This is a genomic window from Klebsiella michiganensis (genome assembly GCF_002925905.1).
In the GTDB taxonomy this organism is placed as follows: domain Bacteria; phylum Pseudomonadota; class Gammaproteobacteria; order Enterobacterales; family Enterobacteriaceae; genus Klebsiella; species Klebsiella michiganensis.
In genome coordinates this window covers 255,266-271,383 of record NZ_PRDB01000004.1, presented here as the reverse complement: position 1 = coordinate 271,383, position 16,118 = coordinate 255,266, and the positions used below count along the sequence as shown (strand labels likewise).

General features: G+C 54.8%; 14 protein-coding genes. 4 read left to right on the top strand and 10 right to left on the bottom strand.

Features of this window, described 5'->3' with window-relative positions; all coding sequences use genetic code 11:
* Positions 1 to 4: 4 nt before the first annotated feature.
* Positions 5 to 4,465, bottom strand: coding sequence for a glutamate synthase large subunit (gene gltB, locus CDA56_RS12205; protein ID WP_103814295.1), 4,461 nt, complete (start codon positions 4,463 to 4,465; stop codon positions 5 to 7).
* Positions 4,466 to 5,138: 673 nt separating this feature from the next.
* Between gltB and mnmL the strand changes: the two genes are divergently transcribed.
* The 4 genes from mnmL to mtgA all read left to right on the top strand — a co-directional run bounded on the left by mnmL (position 5,139) and on the right by mtgA (position 10,155).
* Positions 5,139 to 6,074: a tRNA modification radical SAM protein MnmL/YtqA gene (gene mnmL, locus CDA56_RS12190; RefSeq protein ID WP_014226987.1), complete on the top strand. Its 936-nt coding sequence runs from the start codon at positions 5,139 to 5,141 to the stop codon at positions 6,072 to 6,074.
* Positions 6,075 to 6,205: 131 nt separating this feature from the next.
* Positions 6,206 to 8,545, top strand: a complete 2,340-nt coding sequence (gene arcB, locus CDA56_RS12185; protein WP_025108151.1) for an aerobic respiration two-component sensor histidine kinase ArcB — start codon at positions 6,206 to 6,208, stop codon at positions 8,543 to 8,545.
* A gap of 234 nt (positions 8,546 to 8,779) precedes the next feature.
* Positions 8,780 to 9,433: an isoprenoid biosynthesis glyoxalase ElbB gene (gene elbB, locus CDA56_RS12180; protein ID WP_014226985.1), complete on the top strand. Its 654-nt coding sequence runs from the start codon at positions 8,780 to 8,782 to the stop codon at positions 9,431 to 9,433.
* Positions 9,430 to 10,155: a monofunctional biosynthetic peptidoglycan transglycosylase gene (mtgA, locus tag CDA56_RS12175; RefSeq protein ID WP_104011367.1), complete on the top strand. Its 726-nt coding sequence runs from the start codon at positions 9,430 to 9,432 to the stop codon at positions 10,153 to 10,155. Before elbB ends, mtgA begins: the two co-directional genes overlap by 4 nt.
* A gap of 52 nt (positions 10,156 to 10,207) precedes the next feature.
* Here mtgA and npr read toward each other — a convergent pair whose 3' ends face one another.
* From npr to kdsC, 9 genes are all read right to left on the bottom strand, one after another.
* Entirely contained in the window at positions 10,208 to 10,480 is a 273-nt protein-coding gene (gene npr / locus CDA56_RS12170) for a PTS phosphocarrier protein NPr (protein WP_004106170.1), read from the bottom strand.
* Positions 10,477 to 11,331 carry an RNase adapter RapZ gene (gene rapZ, locus CDA56_RS12165; protein ID WP_004106169.1) on the bottom strand — a complete coding sequence of 285 codons (855 nt, stop codon included), beginning with the start codon at positions 11,329 to 11,331 and terminating at the stop codon, positions 10,477 to 10,479. Before rapZ ends, npr begins: the two co-directional genes overlap by 4 nt.
* A gap of 45 nt (positions 11,332 to 11,376) precedes the next feature.
* Positions 11,377 to 11,865, bottom strand: coding sequence for a PTS IIA-like nitrogen regulatory protein PtsN (gene ptsN, locus CDA56_RS12160; protein ID WP_004854593.1), 489 nt, complete (start codon positions 11,863 to 11,865; stop codon positions 11,377 to 11,379).
* Between the two features lie 65 nt (positions 11,866 to 11,930).
* Entirely contained in the window at positions 11,931 to 12,218 is a 288-nt protein-coding gene (gene hpf, locus CDA56_RS12155; RefSeq protein WP_004106167.1) for a ribosome hibernation promoting factor, read from the bottom strand.
* A 22-nt stretch (positions 12,219 to 12,240) separates the two neighbouring features.
* Positions 12,241 to 13,674: an RNA polymerase factor sigma-54 gene (gene rpoN / locus CDA56_RS12150; protein ID WP_004854591.1), complete on the bottom strand. Its 1,434-nt coding sequence runs from the start codon at positions 13,672 to 13,674 to the stop codon at positions 12,241 to 12,243.
* A 47-nt stretch (positions 13,675 to 13,721) separates the two neighbouring features.
* A complete protein-coding gene (gene lptB, locus CDA56_RS12145; protein ID WP_004125705.1) occupies positions 13,722 to 14,447 on the bottom strand; it encodes an LPS export ABC transporter ATP-binding protein in 726 nt (241 codons plus the stop codon).
* A gap of 6 nt (positions 14,448 to 14,453) precedes the next feature.
* Entirely contained in the window at positions 14,454 to 14,999 is a 546-nt protein-coding gene (gene lptA / locus CDA56_RS12140) for a lipopolysaccharide ABC transporter substrate-binding protein LptA (RefSeq protein ID WP_004125703.1), read from the bottom strand.
* Positions 14,968 to 15,543 (bottom strand): LPS export ABC transporter periplasmic protein LptC, encoded by a 576-nt coding sequence (gene lptC / locus CDA56_RS12135; protein ID WP_004854587.1) that lies wholly within the window; start codon positions 15,541 to 15,543, stop codon positions 14,968 to 14,970. The genes lptA and lptC overlap by 32 nt, the downstream gene beginning before the upstream one ends.
* Positions 15,540 to 16,106 carry a 3-deoxy-manno-octulosonate-8-phosphatase KdsC gene (gene kdsC / locus CDA56_RS12130; protein WP_004854584.1) on the bottom strand — a complete coding sequence of 189 codons (567 nt, stop codon included), beginning with the start codon at positions 16,104 to 16,106 and terminating at the stop codon, positions 15,540 to 15,542. The genes lptC and kdsC overlap by 4 nt, the downstream gene beginning before the upstream one ends.
* Between the last annotated feature and the right edge of the window lie 12 nt (positions 16,107 to 16,118).

Below are 16,118 nucleotides of genomic sequence, written 5' to 3'. Positions count from 1 at the left end.
CCCCTTACTGCGCCTGCACCCGCAGCTCAGCTGCGGAACGACTACGGTGACCCAACAGTGCTTTAACATCGCTGGACTTCGGTTTAACCAGCGCAAACTTCGCTGAGAAGGCCGGCCAGTTGGCCAGAATCTCTTCACCGCGCTGCGAACCGGTAAGCTGCACGTGCTCGGTAATTAAACCGCGCAGGTGCTCTTCATGGATGGCCAGAGAGTCAACGTCCAGCACTTCTACCAGCTCAGGGTTCACGCGTTTGCGGAAGTCGCCGTCTTCATCCAGAACGTAACCAAAGCCGCCGGTCATGCCTGCGCCAAAGTTGACGCCGGTTTTGCCCAGCACGCAGACGATACCGCCGGTCATGTATTCACAGCCATTGTCGCCAATGCCTTCGACGACGGTGATCGCACCGGAGTTACGTACCGCGAAACGCTCGCCTGCACGACCCGCAGCATACAGACGACCGCCGGTCGCACCGTACAGACAGGTGTTGCCGATGATGCTGGCCTCATGGCTACGGAAGGCCGAGCCTACCGGAGGACGAATGGCGAGCAGGCCGCCGGCCATCCCTTTACCCACATAGTCGTTCGCGTCGCCGGTCAGATGCAGCTCAACGCCGCCGGCATTCCACACGCCGAAGCTCTGACCCGCGGTACCGCTAAAGTGGGCGATAATCGGATCGGCTGCCAGGCCTTGGTCACCGTGGGTCTGGGCGATATAGCCGGACAGCGATGCGCCAACGGAGCGGTCGGTGTTGCGGATATCGAACCAGAAAGTTTTGCTCTGCTTGCTGTCAACGTACGGTTTTGCCTGCTGCAACAGCTGAGCATTGAGTACGCCATTGTCGAACGGCGGATTGTTCTCTGTGCAGTACAGCGCTTTGCCGGGATGCGGCTCCGCGGTTTCCAGCAGCTTGCTCAGATCCAGCTTCTGCTGTTTGGCGGTAAAACCGTCCAGCTCTTTCAGCAGGTCGGTACGGCCAATCAGATCCACCAGACGCTTCACGCCCAGCTGCGCCATCAGCTCGCGCGTTTCGCGGGCGATGAATTCAAAGTAGTTGGTGACCTTAAACGGCAGACCGTGATAGTGGTTCTTACGCAGTTTGTCATCCTGAGTCGCTACGCCGGTTGCGCAGTTGTTCAGGTGGCAAATACGCAGATATTTACAGCCCAGCGCGACCATCGGGCCGGTACCGAAGCCGAAGCTCTCAGCCCCGAGGATGGCCGCTTTGATGATATCAAGGCCGGTTTTCAGACCGCCGTCCACCTGCAGACGAATTTTGTGGCGCAGCCCGTTGGCAACCAGCGCCTGCTGGGTTTCCACCAGTCCCAGTTCCCACGGACAACCCGCATACTTCACGGAAGAGAGCGGGCTGGCGCCGGTGCCGCCGTCGTAGCCGGCAATGGTGATCAAATCCGCATAGGCTTTGGCTACGCCGGTGGCGATAGTCCCGACGCCCGGTTCAGAAACCAGCTTCACGGAGATCATCGCTTTCGGATTTACCTGCTTCAGGTCGAAAATCAGCTGAGCCAGATCCTCGATAGAGTAAATATCGTGGTGCGGCGGCGGGGAGATCAGCGTTACGCCGGGTACGGAATAGCGCAGCTTGGCGATATAGGGGGTGACTTTATCACCCGGCAGCTGGCCACCTTCGCCGGGCTTCGCGCCCTGAGCGACTTTAATCTGAATAACGTCAGCGTTAACCAGGTAAGCCGGGGTCACGCCGAAGCGGCCGGAGGCGACCTGCTTGATGCGCGAGACTTTATTGGTGCCGTAGCGCGCCGGATCTTCGCCGCCTTCGCCGGAGTTGGAGTTACCGCCGATGCTGTTCATTGCTTCCGCCAGCGCTTCGTGCGCTTCTGGGCTCAGCGCGCCTATAGACATCGCCGCGGTATCGAAGCGTTTGAACAGTTCGCTGGCCGGCTCAACGTCGTCCAGGTTCACCGTGGTTCCGTCCGGCGTTACGCACAGCAGATCGCGCAGCGTTGCCGCCGGGCGCTCGTTAACCAGCTTCGCGTACTGCTGGTAATCGCTGTATTCGCCGCTTTGTACCGCTTGTTGCAGCGTGCGCACCACGTCAGGGTTATAGGCGTGATATTCGCCGCCGTGGACGTATTTCAGCAGGCCGCCCTGATCCAGCGGTTTACGCGCCAGCCAGGCACGTTTCGACAGGTTCAGCAGATCCTGCTGGAAATCCTCGAAGCCCGCGCCGCCGATACGGCTGACGACGCCCTGGAAGCACAGGTCGGACACTTCGCGATGCAGACCGACCGCCTCAAACAGCTTCGAGCAGCGATAGGAGGCAATAGTCGAAATCCCCATCTTCGACATGATCTTATACAGACCTTTGTTGATGCCGTTACGATAGTTCAGCATCACCGCGCGGTACGCTTTGTCGATGGCTTTGTTATCCACCAGCTTCGCCAGGGTTTCATAGGCGAGATACGGGTAGATAGCCGTCGCGCCGAAGCCGAGCAGCACGGCAAAGTGGTGCGGATCGCGGGCGCTGGCGGTTTCGACAATAATGTTGGCATCGCAGCGCAGGCTTTTATCGACCAGTCGGGTCTGGATCGCGCCTACCGCCATCGGAGCCGGTACCGGCAGACGGTTTTTGGCGATGTTGCGGTCAGAGAGCACCAGCAGAACGGTACCGCTGCGCACCATTTGTTCGGCTTTATCGCACAGCGCCTTCACGGTTTCAGCCAGCGTGGTTTCGGTGGCATCAAAAGTGATATCCAGGACGTCGGCGCGATAGTGCTCCTCTTCCATGGTGGTCAGCTGTTTAAAATCGGAGTACAGCAGAATCGGCGACTTGAAACTCAGGCGGTGCGCCTGGCCTTCCGCTTCGCAGAAGACGTTCATTTCACGGCCGATGCTGGTGGCCAGCGACATGACGTGCGCTTCGCGCAGCGGGTCGATCGGCGGGTTGGTCACCTGCGCGAACTGCTGGCGGAAGTAATCGTAAATGATACGCGGCTGGCTGGAGAGCACGGCAAATGGGGTATCGTCGCCCATTGAGCCGACCGCTTCCTGGCCGTTTTCACCCAGTACGCGCAGGACGGAGTCCAGCTCTTCGGCGCTGTAGTTGAACTGTTTCTGGTAGCTGGCGAGGGTATCATCATCCAGCTGGCGGCTACCGACTTCTTCATCCGGCAGCTCTTCGAACGGCACCAGACGACGGACGTTTTTCGCCATCCACTCTTTATACGGGTGACGGCTTTTCAGATCGTTGTCGGTTTCCGCGGAGTGCAGAATACGCCCCTCGCGGGTATCGATAACCATCAGCTCGCCCGGGCCGACGCGGCCTTTTTCAACCACTTCATCCGGCTGGTAATCCCAGATACCGACTTCGGAGGCGCAGGTGATGAGCTTGTCTTTCGTGATCACATAGCGCGCCGGACGCAGGCCGTTACGGTCGAGGTTACAGGCGGCGAAACGACCATCGGACATCACGATGCCCGCCGGGCCGTCCCACGGTTCCATATGCATGGAGTTAAAGTCAAAGAACGAACGCAGCTCAGGATCCATATCCGGGTTTTTCTGCCAGGCTGGCGGAACCAGCAGGCGCATAGCGCGGATAATGTCCATCCCGCCCGCCAGCAGCAGCTCCAGCATGTTATCCATTGAGCTGGAGTCAGAGCCGGTTTCATTGACGAACGGCGCGGCGTCGTGGAGATCCGGGATCAGCGGCGTCTGGAACTTATAGGTACGGGCGCGGGCCCACTGGCGGTTACCGGTGATGGTGTTGATCTCGCCGTTGTGCGCCAGATAGCGGAACGGCTGCGCCAGCGGCCAGCGCGGCACGGTGTTGGTGGAAAAGCGCTGGTGGAACAGGCAGATTGCCGACTCCAGGCGCAGGTCCGCGAGGTCCAGGTAGAAGCGCGGCAGATCCGCCGGCATACACAGACCTTTATAAATGTTGACCAGGTTCGACAGGCTGCAAACGTAGAAATCTTTATCTTCCTGCAGACGCTTTTCGATACGGCGACGCGCGATGAATAAACGGCGTTCCATATCGCGCGGACGCCAGCCAGCCGGGGCGTTCACAAAGATTTGTTCAATACGAGGCAGCGAGGAGAGGGCGATTTCACCGAGAACGCCTTCATTGGTCGGCACATCGCGCCAGCCGACGATAGACAGCGTTTCGCGTTGAAGTTCTTCTTCGACGATGCGGCGCGCCGCTTTGGCCAGTTCAGGATCCTTATTAAGGAACAGCATCCCAACGGCATAATTTTTGGCTAAACGCCAGCCGCGCTCTTCCGCAACAATTCGGAAGAAACGATCGGGTTTTTGTAGCAGCAAGCCACAACCGTCGCCGGTTTTTCCATCGGCAAGAATCGCGCCGCGGTGCTGCATTCGGGCCAGTGCGTGTATAGCGGTTCGCACTACCTTGTGGCTAGGTTCGCCTTCTATGTGGGCGATCAGGCCGAAACCACAGTTATCCCTCTCAAGGGATTTATCGTACAACATATCAGTGAACCTCCCCAGGCTCTACGGGACACCCTCCGATACCGATTGCGCACGGGCACAGAAAGAGCATGGCGACGGGGTTTACACCTCGCATTCGCCCTCTTTAAATCCTTTTCGCATCGGTACACAAGTTTGAGGACTTGCTGTTAAGAGGGAATCTCAATTACTGCATAAATATGATGAGCAGAGCACTCATCCAGAAAGCTTCCAGCGGATTCCCAACTTATCGGGAATCCACACATACGTCAAATGGCAATCTTATTTATACAAAAATGTGCTATACAACACCTAATTTGATGATTTTTAAGAAAATAATGGCATTTTAAATGCCAGGGAAACGTACCGGTCGTCATAATTGAGTGTGATCTGTCTCACTATATCGACGGCGAGACATTATCCTTCTGTGCTGAATTGTTTTTCCATTGCAGTTTTTTAAACTGGTTTTTGTTTGATTTGCGGTGACTGATACTGTTTTATGCCCTGGTAAAGATAATGGCAAATCAGCGGCTATATATAAGGAAAACTCATTACCATACGGATGAATTAAATTGCAGTTATCTTGAGTGTTTATGCAATGAGATAGGCAGCCGCGTTGACGATTGATCCAGGTCATCGCCGTCGGTAGCTAAAAATGGCAGGCTTGGCCCCTTTCTTAAGGCCGGTCTATCAGATTATGCAGTTACAAAAATTAGTCAATATGTTTGGTGGGGATCTTATGCGCCGCTATGGTGAAAAGGTTCATAAACTGACGCTGCATGGTGGATTTAGCTGCCCAAATCGCGATGGCACTATTGGTCGCGGCGGCTGTACGTTCTGTAATGTGGCCTCTTTTGCCGATGAAGAGCAGCAGCACCGCTCGATTGCGGAACAGCTGGCCCATCAGGCGCAGCGGGTGAATCGCGCAAAGCGCTATCTGGCCTATTTCCAGGCTTATACCAGCACTTTTGCCGAGGTGCAGGTGCTGCGCGCCATGTATCAGCAGGCGGTCAGCCAGGCGAATATTGTCGGGCTATGCGTAGGGACTCGCCCGGACTGCGTCCCCGGCGCGGTACTGGATCTGCTGACTGAATATCGGGAGCAGGGGTATGAAGTCTGGCTCGAGCTGGGTTTACAGACCGCGCATGATAAAACGCTGCACCGAATCAATCGCGGCCACGATTTTGCCTGCTATCAGCGAACCACCCGTCTGGCACGCGAACGCGGCCTCAAAGTGTGTAGCCACCTTATCGTGGGCCTGCCGGGCGAAGGGCAGCGCGAATGTCTGGAGACCTTAGCGCAGGTGGTAGAGACCGGCGTAGACGGCATTAAGCTGCATCCACTTCATATTGTGAAGGGCAGTATCATGGCCAGGGCGTGGCAGGCCGGCAGGTTAAACGGTATTGCGCTGGAAGCGTATACGGTCACTGCCGGAGAGATGATTCGCCATACTCCGCCAGACGTGATTTATCACCGTATCTCCGCCAGCGCCCGACGCCCGACGTTGCTGGCGCCGCTGTGGTGTGAGAACCGTTGGACCGGGATGGTTGAGCTGGATAAATATCTCAATGAATACGGCGTGCAGGGGTCAGCCATCGGGCGTTGCTGGATCTCTCCGGCTGCTGCCGAATAACGTCTTTTCCGGCTGACGGCTCTCCACCGTCAGGCGCGTAACTACAATCCTTCCCGCATTTTTGGCACAACTTACAGCGTCTTGCTCAGAATTGAGTATTATTGTGCGAAGTTGTCGCGAAGGAATCCCTTATGAAGCAAATCCGTATGCTGGCGCAGTATTATGTTGACCTGATGATGAAGCTGGGTCTGGTGCGCTTTTCAATGCTGCTGGCCTTTGCGCTGGTGGTGCTGGCGATCGTTGTGCAGATGGCCGTGACGATGGTGCTGCACGGCCAGGTGGAAAGTATTGATGTGATCCGCTCCATCTTCTTTGGCTTGCTGATTACCCCGTGGGCGGTCTATTTCCTGTCGGTGGTGGTTGAGCAGCTGGAAGAGTCCCGGCAGCGCCTCTCGAGGCTGGTGGAGAAACTGGAGGAGATGCGCGAACGCGATCTCAAGCTGAATGTGCAGCTTAAGGACAACATCGCCCAGCTTAATCAGGAAATCGGCGAACGTGAAAAGGCGGAAGCGGAACGTGAAACGACGCTTGAGCAGCTGAAAATTGAGATGAAAGAGCGTGAAGAGGCGCAAATTCAGCTGGAACAGCAATCCTCCTTCTTGCGCTCCTTCCTGGATGCCTCTCCGGACCTGGTTTTCTATCGTAATGAAGATAAAGAGTTTTCTGGCTGTAACCGAGCCATGGAACTGTTGACCGGTAAAAGTGAAAAGCAGCTTATTCATCTTAAGCCGCAGGATGTTTACAGCGAAGAGGTGGCGGAGAAGGTGCTGGAGACGGATGAGAAAGTCTTCCGCCATAACGTATCGCTCACCTACGAGCAGTGGCTGGATTATCCGGACGGGCGCAAGGCCTGCTTTGAAATCCGCAAAGTGCCTTATTATGACCGCGTCGGTAAGCGCCGCGGTCTGATGGGGTTTGGCCGCGATATTACGGAGCGTAAGCGCTATCAGGACGCGCTGGAGCGGGCCAGCCGTGATAAGACCACCTTTATCTCAACGATCAGCCACGAGCTGCGTACGCCGCTTAACGGCATCGTAGGCCTTAGCCGAATCCTTCTGGATACCGATCTTACCGATGAACAGGAAAGATACCTGAAAACCATCCACGTCTCAGCGGTAACGCTGGGTAATATCTTCAATGATATTATTGAGATGGATAAGATGGAGCGGCGTAAAATTCAGCTGGATAACCAGCCGGTGGACTTTACCGGCTTCCTGGCCGACCTGGAAAATCTCTCCGGCCTGCAGGCGCAGCAGAAAGGCCTGCATTTTGTGCTGGACCCCACGCTTCCGCTGCCGCATAAAGTGATCACCGACGGAACGCGTTTGCGCCAAATCTTGTGGAATCTTATTAGTAATGCCGTGAAATTTACTCCGCAAGGCGGGAATGTGAACGTCCGCGTGCGCTACGACGAAGGAGATATCCTGCACTTTGAAGTAGAAGATTCAGGGATTGGCATCCCTGAAGCGGAACAGGATAAAATTTTCGCTATGTATTACCAGGTGAAAGATAGCCAGGGCGGCAAGCCAGCGACGGGTACCGGCATCGGCCTCGCCGTATCGAGGCGCCTGGCGCGGAATATGGGCGGTGATATTTGCGTTACCAGCCTCCCGGGTAAAGGCGCGACTTTTACGCTTACCGTACACGCTCCGGCCGTGGCTGAAGAGGTCGAGGACACGCTGGCGGAAGATGAAATGCCATTACCTGCGCTGAACGTGCTGCTGGTGGAAGATATTGAGCTCAACGTTATCGTGGCGCGCTCGGTACTGGAGAAGCTGGGCAACAGCGTGGATGTGGCGATGACCGGCAAGGCTGCGCTGGAGATGTTTGTACCCGGCGAGTACGATCTGGTTCTGCTTGATATTCAGCTGCCGGATATGACTGGACTCGATATTTCTCGTCAGCTGAAACAACGCTTTGCCGCCGATGAGCTCCCGCCGCTGGTGGCGCTTACCGCTAACGTGCTGAAGAACAAGAAAGAGTATCTGGATGCGGGAATGGATGATGTTCTTAGTAAGCCATTATCGGTTCCGGCATTAACCGCGATTATCAAAAAATTCTGGGATGCGCCGGAAGAAGAGGAGAATGCAATGCCATCTGTAGATAGCAGTAAATCGGCTTCTGTACTGGATATTCCGATGCTTGAGCAGTATATCGAACTGGTAGGGCCGAAGCTGATTAATGACGGTCTGGCCGTTTTTGAAAGAATGATGCCGGGCTACCTGGCGGTCCTGGAATCCAATTTAACCGCTCGCGACCAGAAAGGCATTGTCGATGAGGGTCATAAGATTAAAGGGGCAGCGGGCTCAATCGGTTTGCGCCATATCCAGCAATTAGGGCAGCAGATTCAGACGCCGGATTTACCTGCGTGGTCGGATAACGTGGGTGAATGGGTTGAAGAGATGAAATCAGAGTGGCAAAACGATGTCGCGGTGCTGAAAGCGTGGGTCGCGGCGGCAGATAAAAAATGACCCCGGATAAACCGGGGTGCGCGAATACTGCGCCAACACCAGGGAACTGGTCGTTACGCCAGAATCATTTGAGTGATTTTTTTACACGGCGCAACCTGAGGATTTGGCTTACTCGCTCATTAAGATAGCAAACCTTAAATAGTTTGTTACATGAAACAGTAAAATATGTGAAGCATAGCGAGTAATTCAAAATTTTTGACTGCTTTCATAAACTTGTACTAAGGGGCTGATGTGATGAAGAAAATTGGTGTGGTGCTGAGCGGCTGCGGCGTTTATGACGGAAGTGAAATTCATGAAGCCGTCATTACCCTGCTGGCAATAGCCCGCAGCGGCGCTCAGGCCATCTGCTATGCGCCAGATAAAGTGCAAACCGATGTTATCAATCACCTGACCGGCGAAGCGCAGGCGGAAAGCCGTAATGTGCTCGTGGAAGCGGCGCGTATCGCACGCGGAGAGATTCAGCCTTTGGCCAATGCCCGAGCGGATGCGCTGGATGCGCTGATCGTGCCCGGCGGTTTTGGTGCAGCAAAGAACCTCAGCAGCTTTGCTTCACAGGGGAGCGAATGTGAAGTCGATCGCGATCTCAAGGCGCTGGCGCTGGCGATGCATCAGGCGGGTAAACCGTTGGGCTTTATCTGTATCGCTCCGGCACTGTTGCCGAAAATATTTGCTATACCGCTACGCGTGACCATTGGTACCGATCTTGATACTGCCGATGCGGTTGAGGAGATGGGGGCTGAACACGTGCCTTGCCCGGTCGACGATATTGTGGTGGATGAAGACAACAAAGTGGTGACGACCCCCGCGTATATGCTGGCGCAGAACATCGCCGAAGCGGCGAGCGGCATTGAAAAACTGGTCTCTCGCGTATTGGTTCTGACGGCATGACATTTCGCTTTTCGCCGTTGCGGTTGATTAAGCGCTTTGTGCTGAGGCTGCTGTTGGCTTGTGCGGTGCTATGGGGCGGCGGGATTGCCCTGTTTAGCTTCGTACCTGTTCCTTTTTCGGCGGTGATGCTGGAGCGGCAGGTCGGCGCCTGGCTTTCAGGGGATTTTCATTACCTCGCCCATTCCGACTGGGTGGATATGGATGAAATTTCGCCGTGGATGGGGCTGGCGGTTATTGCCGCAGAAGATCAGAAATTCCCGGAACACTGGGGATTTGACGTCACGGCCATTGAGAAGGCGCTGGCGCATAATGAACGCAATGAGAACCGCATTCGCGGCGCCTCAACCCTGTCGCAACAGACGGCAAAAAACCTGTTTCTGTGGGACGGCCGCAGCTGGCTGAGAAAAGGGCTGGAGGCGGGACTGACCGTCGGCATTGAGACGGTATGGAGTAAAAAGCGGATCCTCACGGTCTATCTCAATATTGCTGAATTTGGTGAGGGGACGTTTGGCGTTGAAGCCGCGTCGCAGCGCTATTTTCACAAACCGGCCAGTAAACTGACGGCTTCCGAAGCCGCGCTGCTCGCTGCGGTGCTGCCTAACCCAATACGCTTTCGCGCCGATGCGCCATCGGGTTATGTTCGCAGCCGTCAGGCGCGGATCCTGCGCCAGATGAGGCAGTTAGGTGGGGAAGGGTTTATGCAGGCGAATAAGCTGCATTGATGATTTCACAACCGGTAACCCGGAAGGCACGCTGCCGCCGGGGGAATGAAAGCTAATCCTCATCAAACCCGGCGTTGAACAGCGCGATAACCGCTGCCAGCGCCTCCACTTCCTGTGGGCCGTTGGCTTCAATCTCGATCTGACGCCCTTTAGCTGAATCGAGCATCAGCAGCGCAATCACGCTATTTGCTTCCGCTTCGGTACCTTCATCATTACGCAGCAGCACCTCGGCATCATAGTTCTGCATTAATTCAAACAGCTTCATCGCCGGGCGAGCGTGCATGCCCAGCTTATTGGTGATTTCAACGGTTTGCTTAACGGTCATGATTTGCGTTTTTCCAGCGTCCGATGACGAGACTGCACGTTCTTACCGCGCGAGCGGAAGTAGTCAGCCAGCTGTTCGGCGATGTAAACCGAACGGTGTTTACCACCGGTACAACCAATGGCCACCGTCAAATAGCTGCGGTTATTGGTCTCCAGCATAGGTAACCATAGCTCAAGATAGCTGCGGGTCTGGTAGATAAAATTGTGAACTTCCGTGTGCCGGTCGAGGAAGGCGGCGACGGGCTTATCGAGGCCGGTCATGGGACGAAGCTTCGGATCCCAGTGCGGGTTCGGCAGAAAGCGCACGTCAAAAACGTAGTCGGCATCGATAGGTATACCGTGCTTAAAGCCAAAGGATTCAAACACCATCGTCAGTTCGCGCTCGCGTTTGCCTAATAAACGCGTGCGCAGCATTTCTGCCAGCTCATGCACCGACATTTCTGAGGTATCGACGATCAGGTCGGCGCGGGAACGCAGAGGCTCCAGCAGGTCGCTCTCTTCATCGATGGCGCTTTCCAGCGACAGGTTTTTACTGGACAGAGGATGTAAACGACGCGTGTCGCTGTAGCGGCGAATCAGGGTGTTACGATCGGCATCCAGGAACAGCAGCTGAGGTGAAAATTCTGCGGGCAGATTTTTCATCGCCTGCTCGAAGATTTCCGGCGACTCGGGCATGTTACGCACGTCAATGCTGACGGCTGCCGAGATGTTTCTGTCGGCGAGCGAGCGCGCCAGCTCGGGCAACAGCACAACCGGCAGGTTATCGACGCAGTAAAAACCCATATCTTCCAGCGCTCGCAGGGCGACGGATTTCCCCGACCCTGAACGGCCGCTGACGATCATCAGTACCATGTACCGTTTCTCCTCAGTACGAAAAAGAGTAAGGTGCGACTTCCGTTACGCCTCATTATTACTTCCCGCTTCAGTAATGATTTCATACAGCTCTTCATCACTTTGCGCAGCGCGCAGGCGGCGGCAAATAGTTTTATCTGCCAGACGTTTCGCCACCAGCGAGAGCGTATGCAGATGCGTTTTAGTTTGATCGGCCGGGACAAGAAGGGCAAACAGCAGATCGACGGGTTGATTGTCGATAGCATCGAAGGCAATTGGGGTTTCCAACTGAACAAAAACGCCCACGGCCCGCAGCGTATCCTCTTCGAGTTTACCGTGTGGGATCGCAATACCGTTGCCAATCCCGGTACTGCCCATTTTCTCACGGGTGAGGATCGCCTCGAAGACGATCTGAGGCGGTAAGCCTAGCTGCTTTGCCGCCAGCTCGCTGATGATTTCCAGCGCGCGTTTTTTGCTCTGGCAGTGAACCTGGCTACGGGTACATTCCTGGTTAAGGACATTGCTCAGTTGTAGAGCCGAATCGTTATTTATCATAATTTCACCTGAGCTCTCCTGGCCAACCGCCTGCGGGCGGTTGGCGTAGGCTATTGCCCGGACAATTAGTGTTGTTTCAGTTTATCTTTATGTTTTGTTAGCTGTCTTGCCAGCTTATCGATAAGACCATCGATCGCAGCATACATATCCTGCCCTTCCGCACTGGCATGGATTTCACCACCGTTGACATGCAGATTGGCGTCCGCTATTTGCGTCACCTTCTCCACTTTTAACACAATGTAGACCTGGTTGATCCTGTCGAAAAACTGCTCCAGTTTGCTGAACTTCGCGGTAACGAAATCGCGCATCGCGGGGGTTATTTCAACGTTGTGTCCTGTAATGTTGAGCTGCATAGTGTCTTCCTTATCGGTTGGGTCAAACCAGCTGCTTACGCTGATTTGACGGCGGAATGGATAAAGACTCTCGGTACTTAGCAACGGTTCGCCGCGCCACCATAATACCCTGATCGGATAGCAGGGTGGTGAGCTTACTGTCACTCAATGGTTTCGCGGGGTTTTCCGCGGCGATTAATTTCTTCACCAGCGCACGAATGGCCGTCGACGATGCTTCGCCGCCGCCTTCGGTGTTTACATGGCTGGAGAAGAAATACTTCAGCTCAAAAATACCGCGCGGACTGTGCAGGTATTTTTGCGTAGTAACGCGTGAAATGGTGGATTCATGCATTTCGACGGCCTGAGCGATGTCCGCCAGCACCATCGGTTTCATAAACTCTTCACCTTGTTCAAAAAAAGCCTGCTGCTGTTCGACAATGCAGCGGCTGACGCGCAGAAGGGTGTCGTTGCGGCTCTCGAGGCTCTTGATAAGCCAGCGCGCTTCCTGCAGGTTGCTGCGGATAAACTGGCCGTCAGCGTCATTGCGCGTACTGTTACCCATGGCGGCATAGTGCTGGTTGATCTTCAGGCGCGGAAGGCTATCTGAATTGAGCTCAACCACCCAACGATCGTTCACTTTACGCACCAGAACGTCAGGAATGACATATTCTGGCTCGCCAGTCTGGATCGACTGGCCCGGGCGCGGATCCAGCGATTGGATCAGATTTACCGCTTCCTTTAGCACGTCTTCTTTGAGGCGGGTCACGCGCATCAGGCTACGGAAGTCGTGATTGGCAAGCAGATCAAGGTGGTCGCTGATGATCAGGCGAGCTTCATCAATCCACGGCGTCTCTTTGGCAAACTGTGAAAGCTGCACCAGCAGGCAATCGCGTAAATCTTTTGCTGCCACGCCGACGGGATCGAAACGCTGAATGCGCTTGAGAACCGCTTCTACTTCTTCAAGCCCGATTTCATCATCGCCAATACTTTCCACGATGTCTTCGACAGGAACGGTCAGGTAGCCAGTATCATCAACGGCATCGACGATAGAGGTCGCGATCGCGCGATCGGTATCGGTGAAGGGCGTCAGTTCAACCTGCCACATCAGATAATCCTGCAGGCTTTGCGTGGTCTCGCCCTGGTAGACGGGCAGTTCATCATCCTGGTAATCAACGCCGTTGCCTGACGGCGTTCCGGCGGTGTAAATCTCATCCCAGCTGGCATCAAGCGGCAGCTCTTCGGGCATGTCTTTCTGCTCAAGGGCATCGACGGTATCCAGAGACTCACGATCTTCGGCCTCTTTGGTTTCTACCTCATCGTGAAGATCGGTTTGCTCCAGCAACGGGTTGCTGTCCAGCGCCTGCTGGAGTTCTTGCTGGAGTTCTAACGTGGACAGCTGCAGTAGACGAATCGCCTGCTGCAGTTGTGGCGTCATGGCAAGCTGTTGGCTTAGCCTTAATTGCAAACCTTGCTTCATATTCAGGGCCAATATCTCCGGCTAAAACGTCTGTAACCTCTACCCTATCAGAGTCTGAAGTCTTCCCCAAGATACACGCGCTTAACCTGCTCGTCTTCAAGGATTTGCTGTGGCGTACCGTGAGCTATCAGGTGGCCCTGGCTGACGATATAAGCACGCTCACACACGGCCAGCGTTTCCCGGACGTTATGGTCGGTTATCAGGACGCCAAGACCGCTGTCGCGCAGGTGTTCAATAATGCGTTTGATATCAATGACGGAGATGGGGTCCACGCCGGCGAAGGGTTCATCCAGCAGGATAAATTTCGGGTTAGCGGCCAGCGCGCGGGCGATCTCGACGCGGCGGCGTTCACCACCGGAGAGCGCCTGGCCGAGGCTATCGCGCAGATGCTCAATGTGAAACTCCTCCATCAGCTCTTTCGCCCGGTCTTCACGCTGCTCGTTGCTCAGGTCGTCGCGAATCTGCAGTACCGCCATCAGGTTATCGTAAACGCTCAGGCGGCGGAATATGGAGGCCTCCTGCGGCAAATAGCCGATTCCGCGACGCGCGCGCGCGTGCAGGGGCAGCAGGCTGATATCTTCATCATCGATGATAATGTTGCCGGCGTCGCGCGGTACGATACCAACGACCATATAGAACGTGGTGGTTTTACCGGCACCGTTCGGACCGAGCAGACCAACAATCTCGCCCGAATTCACGGTCAGGCTGACGTCTTCTACAACGCGGCGGCCTTTATAGGCTTTAGCAAGATTCTTTGCAGTTAATGTTGCCATAACGAATTACTTACCCTTCTTTGACTGATCGCTACCCTTGTCCTGCAGCTGCGAAGGAACCAGAACCGTGGTCACGCGCCCGCCTTTATTGCTGAAGGCCTGCATTTTTTGCTCTTTCACCAGGTAAGTGATTTTGTCGCCCTGGATATTGCTATCGATCTGTTCCAGATGCGCATTGCCGGTCAGGACGACAAAGTCGTTTTGCAGTTCATAATGCATTTTCGACGCGCGGCCTTTTACCGGTTTACCGTTGTCCTGCATCTGGTAGAAGGTGGCCGGGTTACCGTAGCCATCAATAACCTCTTTGCCTTTCTCTCCACCCGGACGGGTCACAACAACTTTGTCGGCGTTGATTTTGATCGTTCCCTGAGTGACGACAACATTCCCCGTAAAGGTGACGACGTTGCCCTGCATATCCAGCGACTGCTGATCGGATTCAATGTGAATCGGCTGATCGGTATCACCTGTCTTTGCCTGTGCCGACAGGCTGGCGGCCAGTAAGGCGCTGGCGAGCGCAATCTTAAGGCTGAGTTTGTTTGTTCTGAATTTCATATGAGGTTCTAACCTTTTCAATCAGCTCGGCATTTTTACTGCGCAGGTTCCCGCGCATTTTCAGGCCGCTGGAATTAAATGTTGTTCCGTACAACGTCACCATGTCATCGGAGGTAACATCCTGCGTCACCAGGTTTATCTGGGCGTTATCCGTCGTAATTTTGCGCAGTTGAGAATCCGCCGTCAGCGCATTTACCTCAACGTGCCCGTAAAGATACAGCATGCGGTCATTCGTCAACTTAGCTTTATCCGCTTTGATAGACCAGGTTGGTACTTTATTGGTATCAAAGGTGGTCATCACCGGTTTTGTGAACCACGAGAGCTGCTGTTCGGAAAAATACTCCACGTGTTCCGCGATGAGCCGGTAGTTAAGCGCCCCTTCGGGACTATACACGACGGTATCGGTATGCTCGCTGGTATACGTTGGATCGTCAGGATTGATCGCTTGCTGGGTGGTATCGTCCGTACTCGCCAGGTTCAGGCCGATCAGGATCAGCGCGACCAGCGACAGTAAAATGATAACCCAACGTCTGGTTTTACTCATATAGATTGCCCTTTGGCCTCATCCAGCTTGCCCTGCGCCAATAGTAGCAAATCGCACACTTCGCGTACCGCTCCGCGACCCCCGTTGATACGAGTAACGTAATCCGCGCGCGGGAGCAGCAGCGGATGCGCATCGGCTACCGCTATGCTTAAACCCACTTCAGCCATCACCGGCCAGTCGATCAGATCGTCGCCAATATAGGCGACTTCATCCGCGCTAACGGCCAGTTTATTGAGTAGTTCACGAAACGCCAGCAGCTTATCCGACTGCCCCTGGTAGAGATGCGTAATGCCCAGCGTTTGGCAGCGATCTTCCACCAGTTTAGCGTTTCGCCCGGTAATTATCGCCACTTCAATATCTGAAGTCAGGGCGCAGCGGATACCGTAGCCGTCGCGCACGTTAAACGCCTTCAGCTCTTCGCCGTTGTTACCCATATAGATAAGACCGTCGGACAAAACGCCGTCTACATCAAGTATCAATAAACGGATCTTCGCCGCCCGGTCAAGAAAGTCCTGGCTTACCGGCCCGTAGCAGGTCGCTATCAGGGCATCAGCATTATTCATTATTTTTTCCTT

Excerpts from the sequence above, each read along its gene's own strand:
- rpoN (WP_004854591.1), bottom strand. The coding sequence starts at position 13,674 with ATGAAGCAAGGTTTGCAATTAAGGCTAAGCCAACAGCTTGCCATGACG.
- mtgA (WP_104011367.1), top strand. The coding sequence starts at position 9,430 with ATGACATTTCGCTTTTCGCCGTTGCGGTTGATTAAGCGCTTTGTGCTG.
- lptC (WP_004854587.1), bottom strand. The coding sequence starts at position 15,543 with ATGAGTAAAACCAGACGTTGGGTTATCATTTTACTGTCGCTGGTCGCG.
- gltB (WP_103814295.1), bottom strand. The coding sequence starts at position 4,465 with ATGTTGTACGATAAATCCCTTGAGAGGGATAACTGTGGTTTCGGCCTG.
- rapZ (WP_004106169.1), bottom strand. The coding sequence starts at position 11,331 with ATGGTACTGATGATCGTCAGCGGCCGTTCAGGGTCGGGGAAATCCGTC.
- npr (WP_004106170.1), bottom strand. The coding sequence starts at position 10,480 with ATGACCGTTAAGCAAACCGTTGAAATCACCAATAAGCTGGGCATGCAC.
- arcB (WP_025108151.1), top strand. The coding sequence starts at position 6,206 with ATGAAGCAAATCCGTATGCTGGCGCAGTATTATGTTGACCTGATGATG.
- elbB (WP_014226985.1), top strand. The coding sequence starts at position 8,780 with ATGAAGAAAATTGGTGTGGTGCTGAGCGGCTGCGGCGTTTATGACGGA.
- lptB (WP_004125705.1), bottom strand. The coding sequence starts at position 14,447 with ATGGCAACATTAACTGCAAAGAATCTTGCTAAAGCCTATAAAGGCCGC.
- hpf (WP_004106167.1), bottom strand. The coding sequence starts at position 12,218 with ATGCAGCTCAACATTACAGGACACAACGTTGAAATAACCCCCGCGATG.
- kdsC (WP_004854584.1), bottom strand. The coding sequence starts at position 16,106 with ATGAATAATGCTGATGCCCTGATAGCGACCTGCTACGGGCCGGTAAGC.
- lptA (WP_004125703.1), bottom strand. The coding sequence starts at position 14,999 with ATGAAATTCAGAACAAACAAACTCAGCCTTAAGATTGCGCTCGCCAGC.
- ptsN (WP_004854593.1), bottom strand. The coding sequence starts at position 11,865 with ATGATAAATAACGATTCGGCTCTACAACTGAGCAATGTCCTTAACCAG.
- mnmL (WP_014226987.1), top strand. The coding sequence starts at position 5,139 with ATGCAGTTACAAAAATTAGTCAATATGTTTGGTGGGGATCTTATGCGC.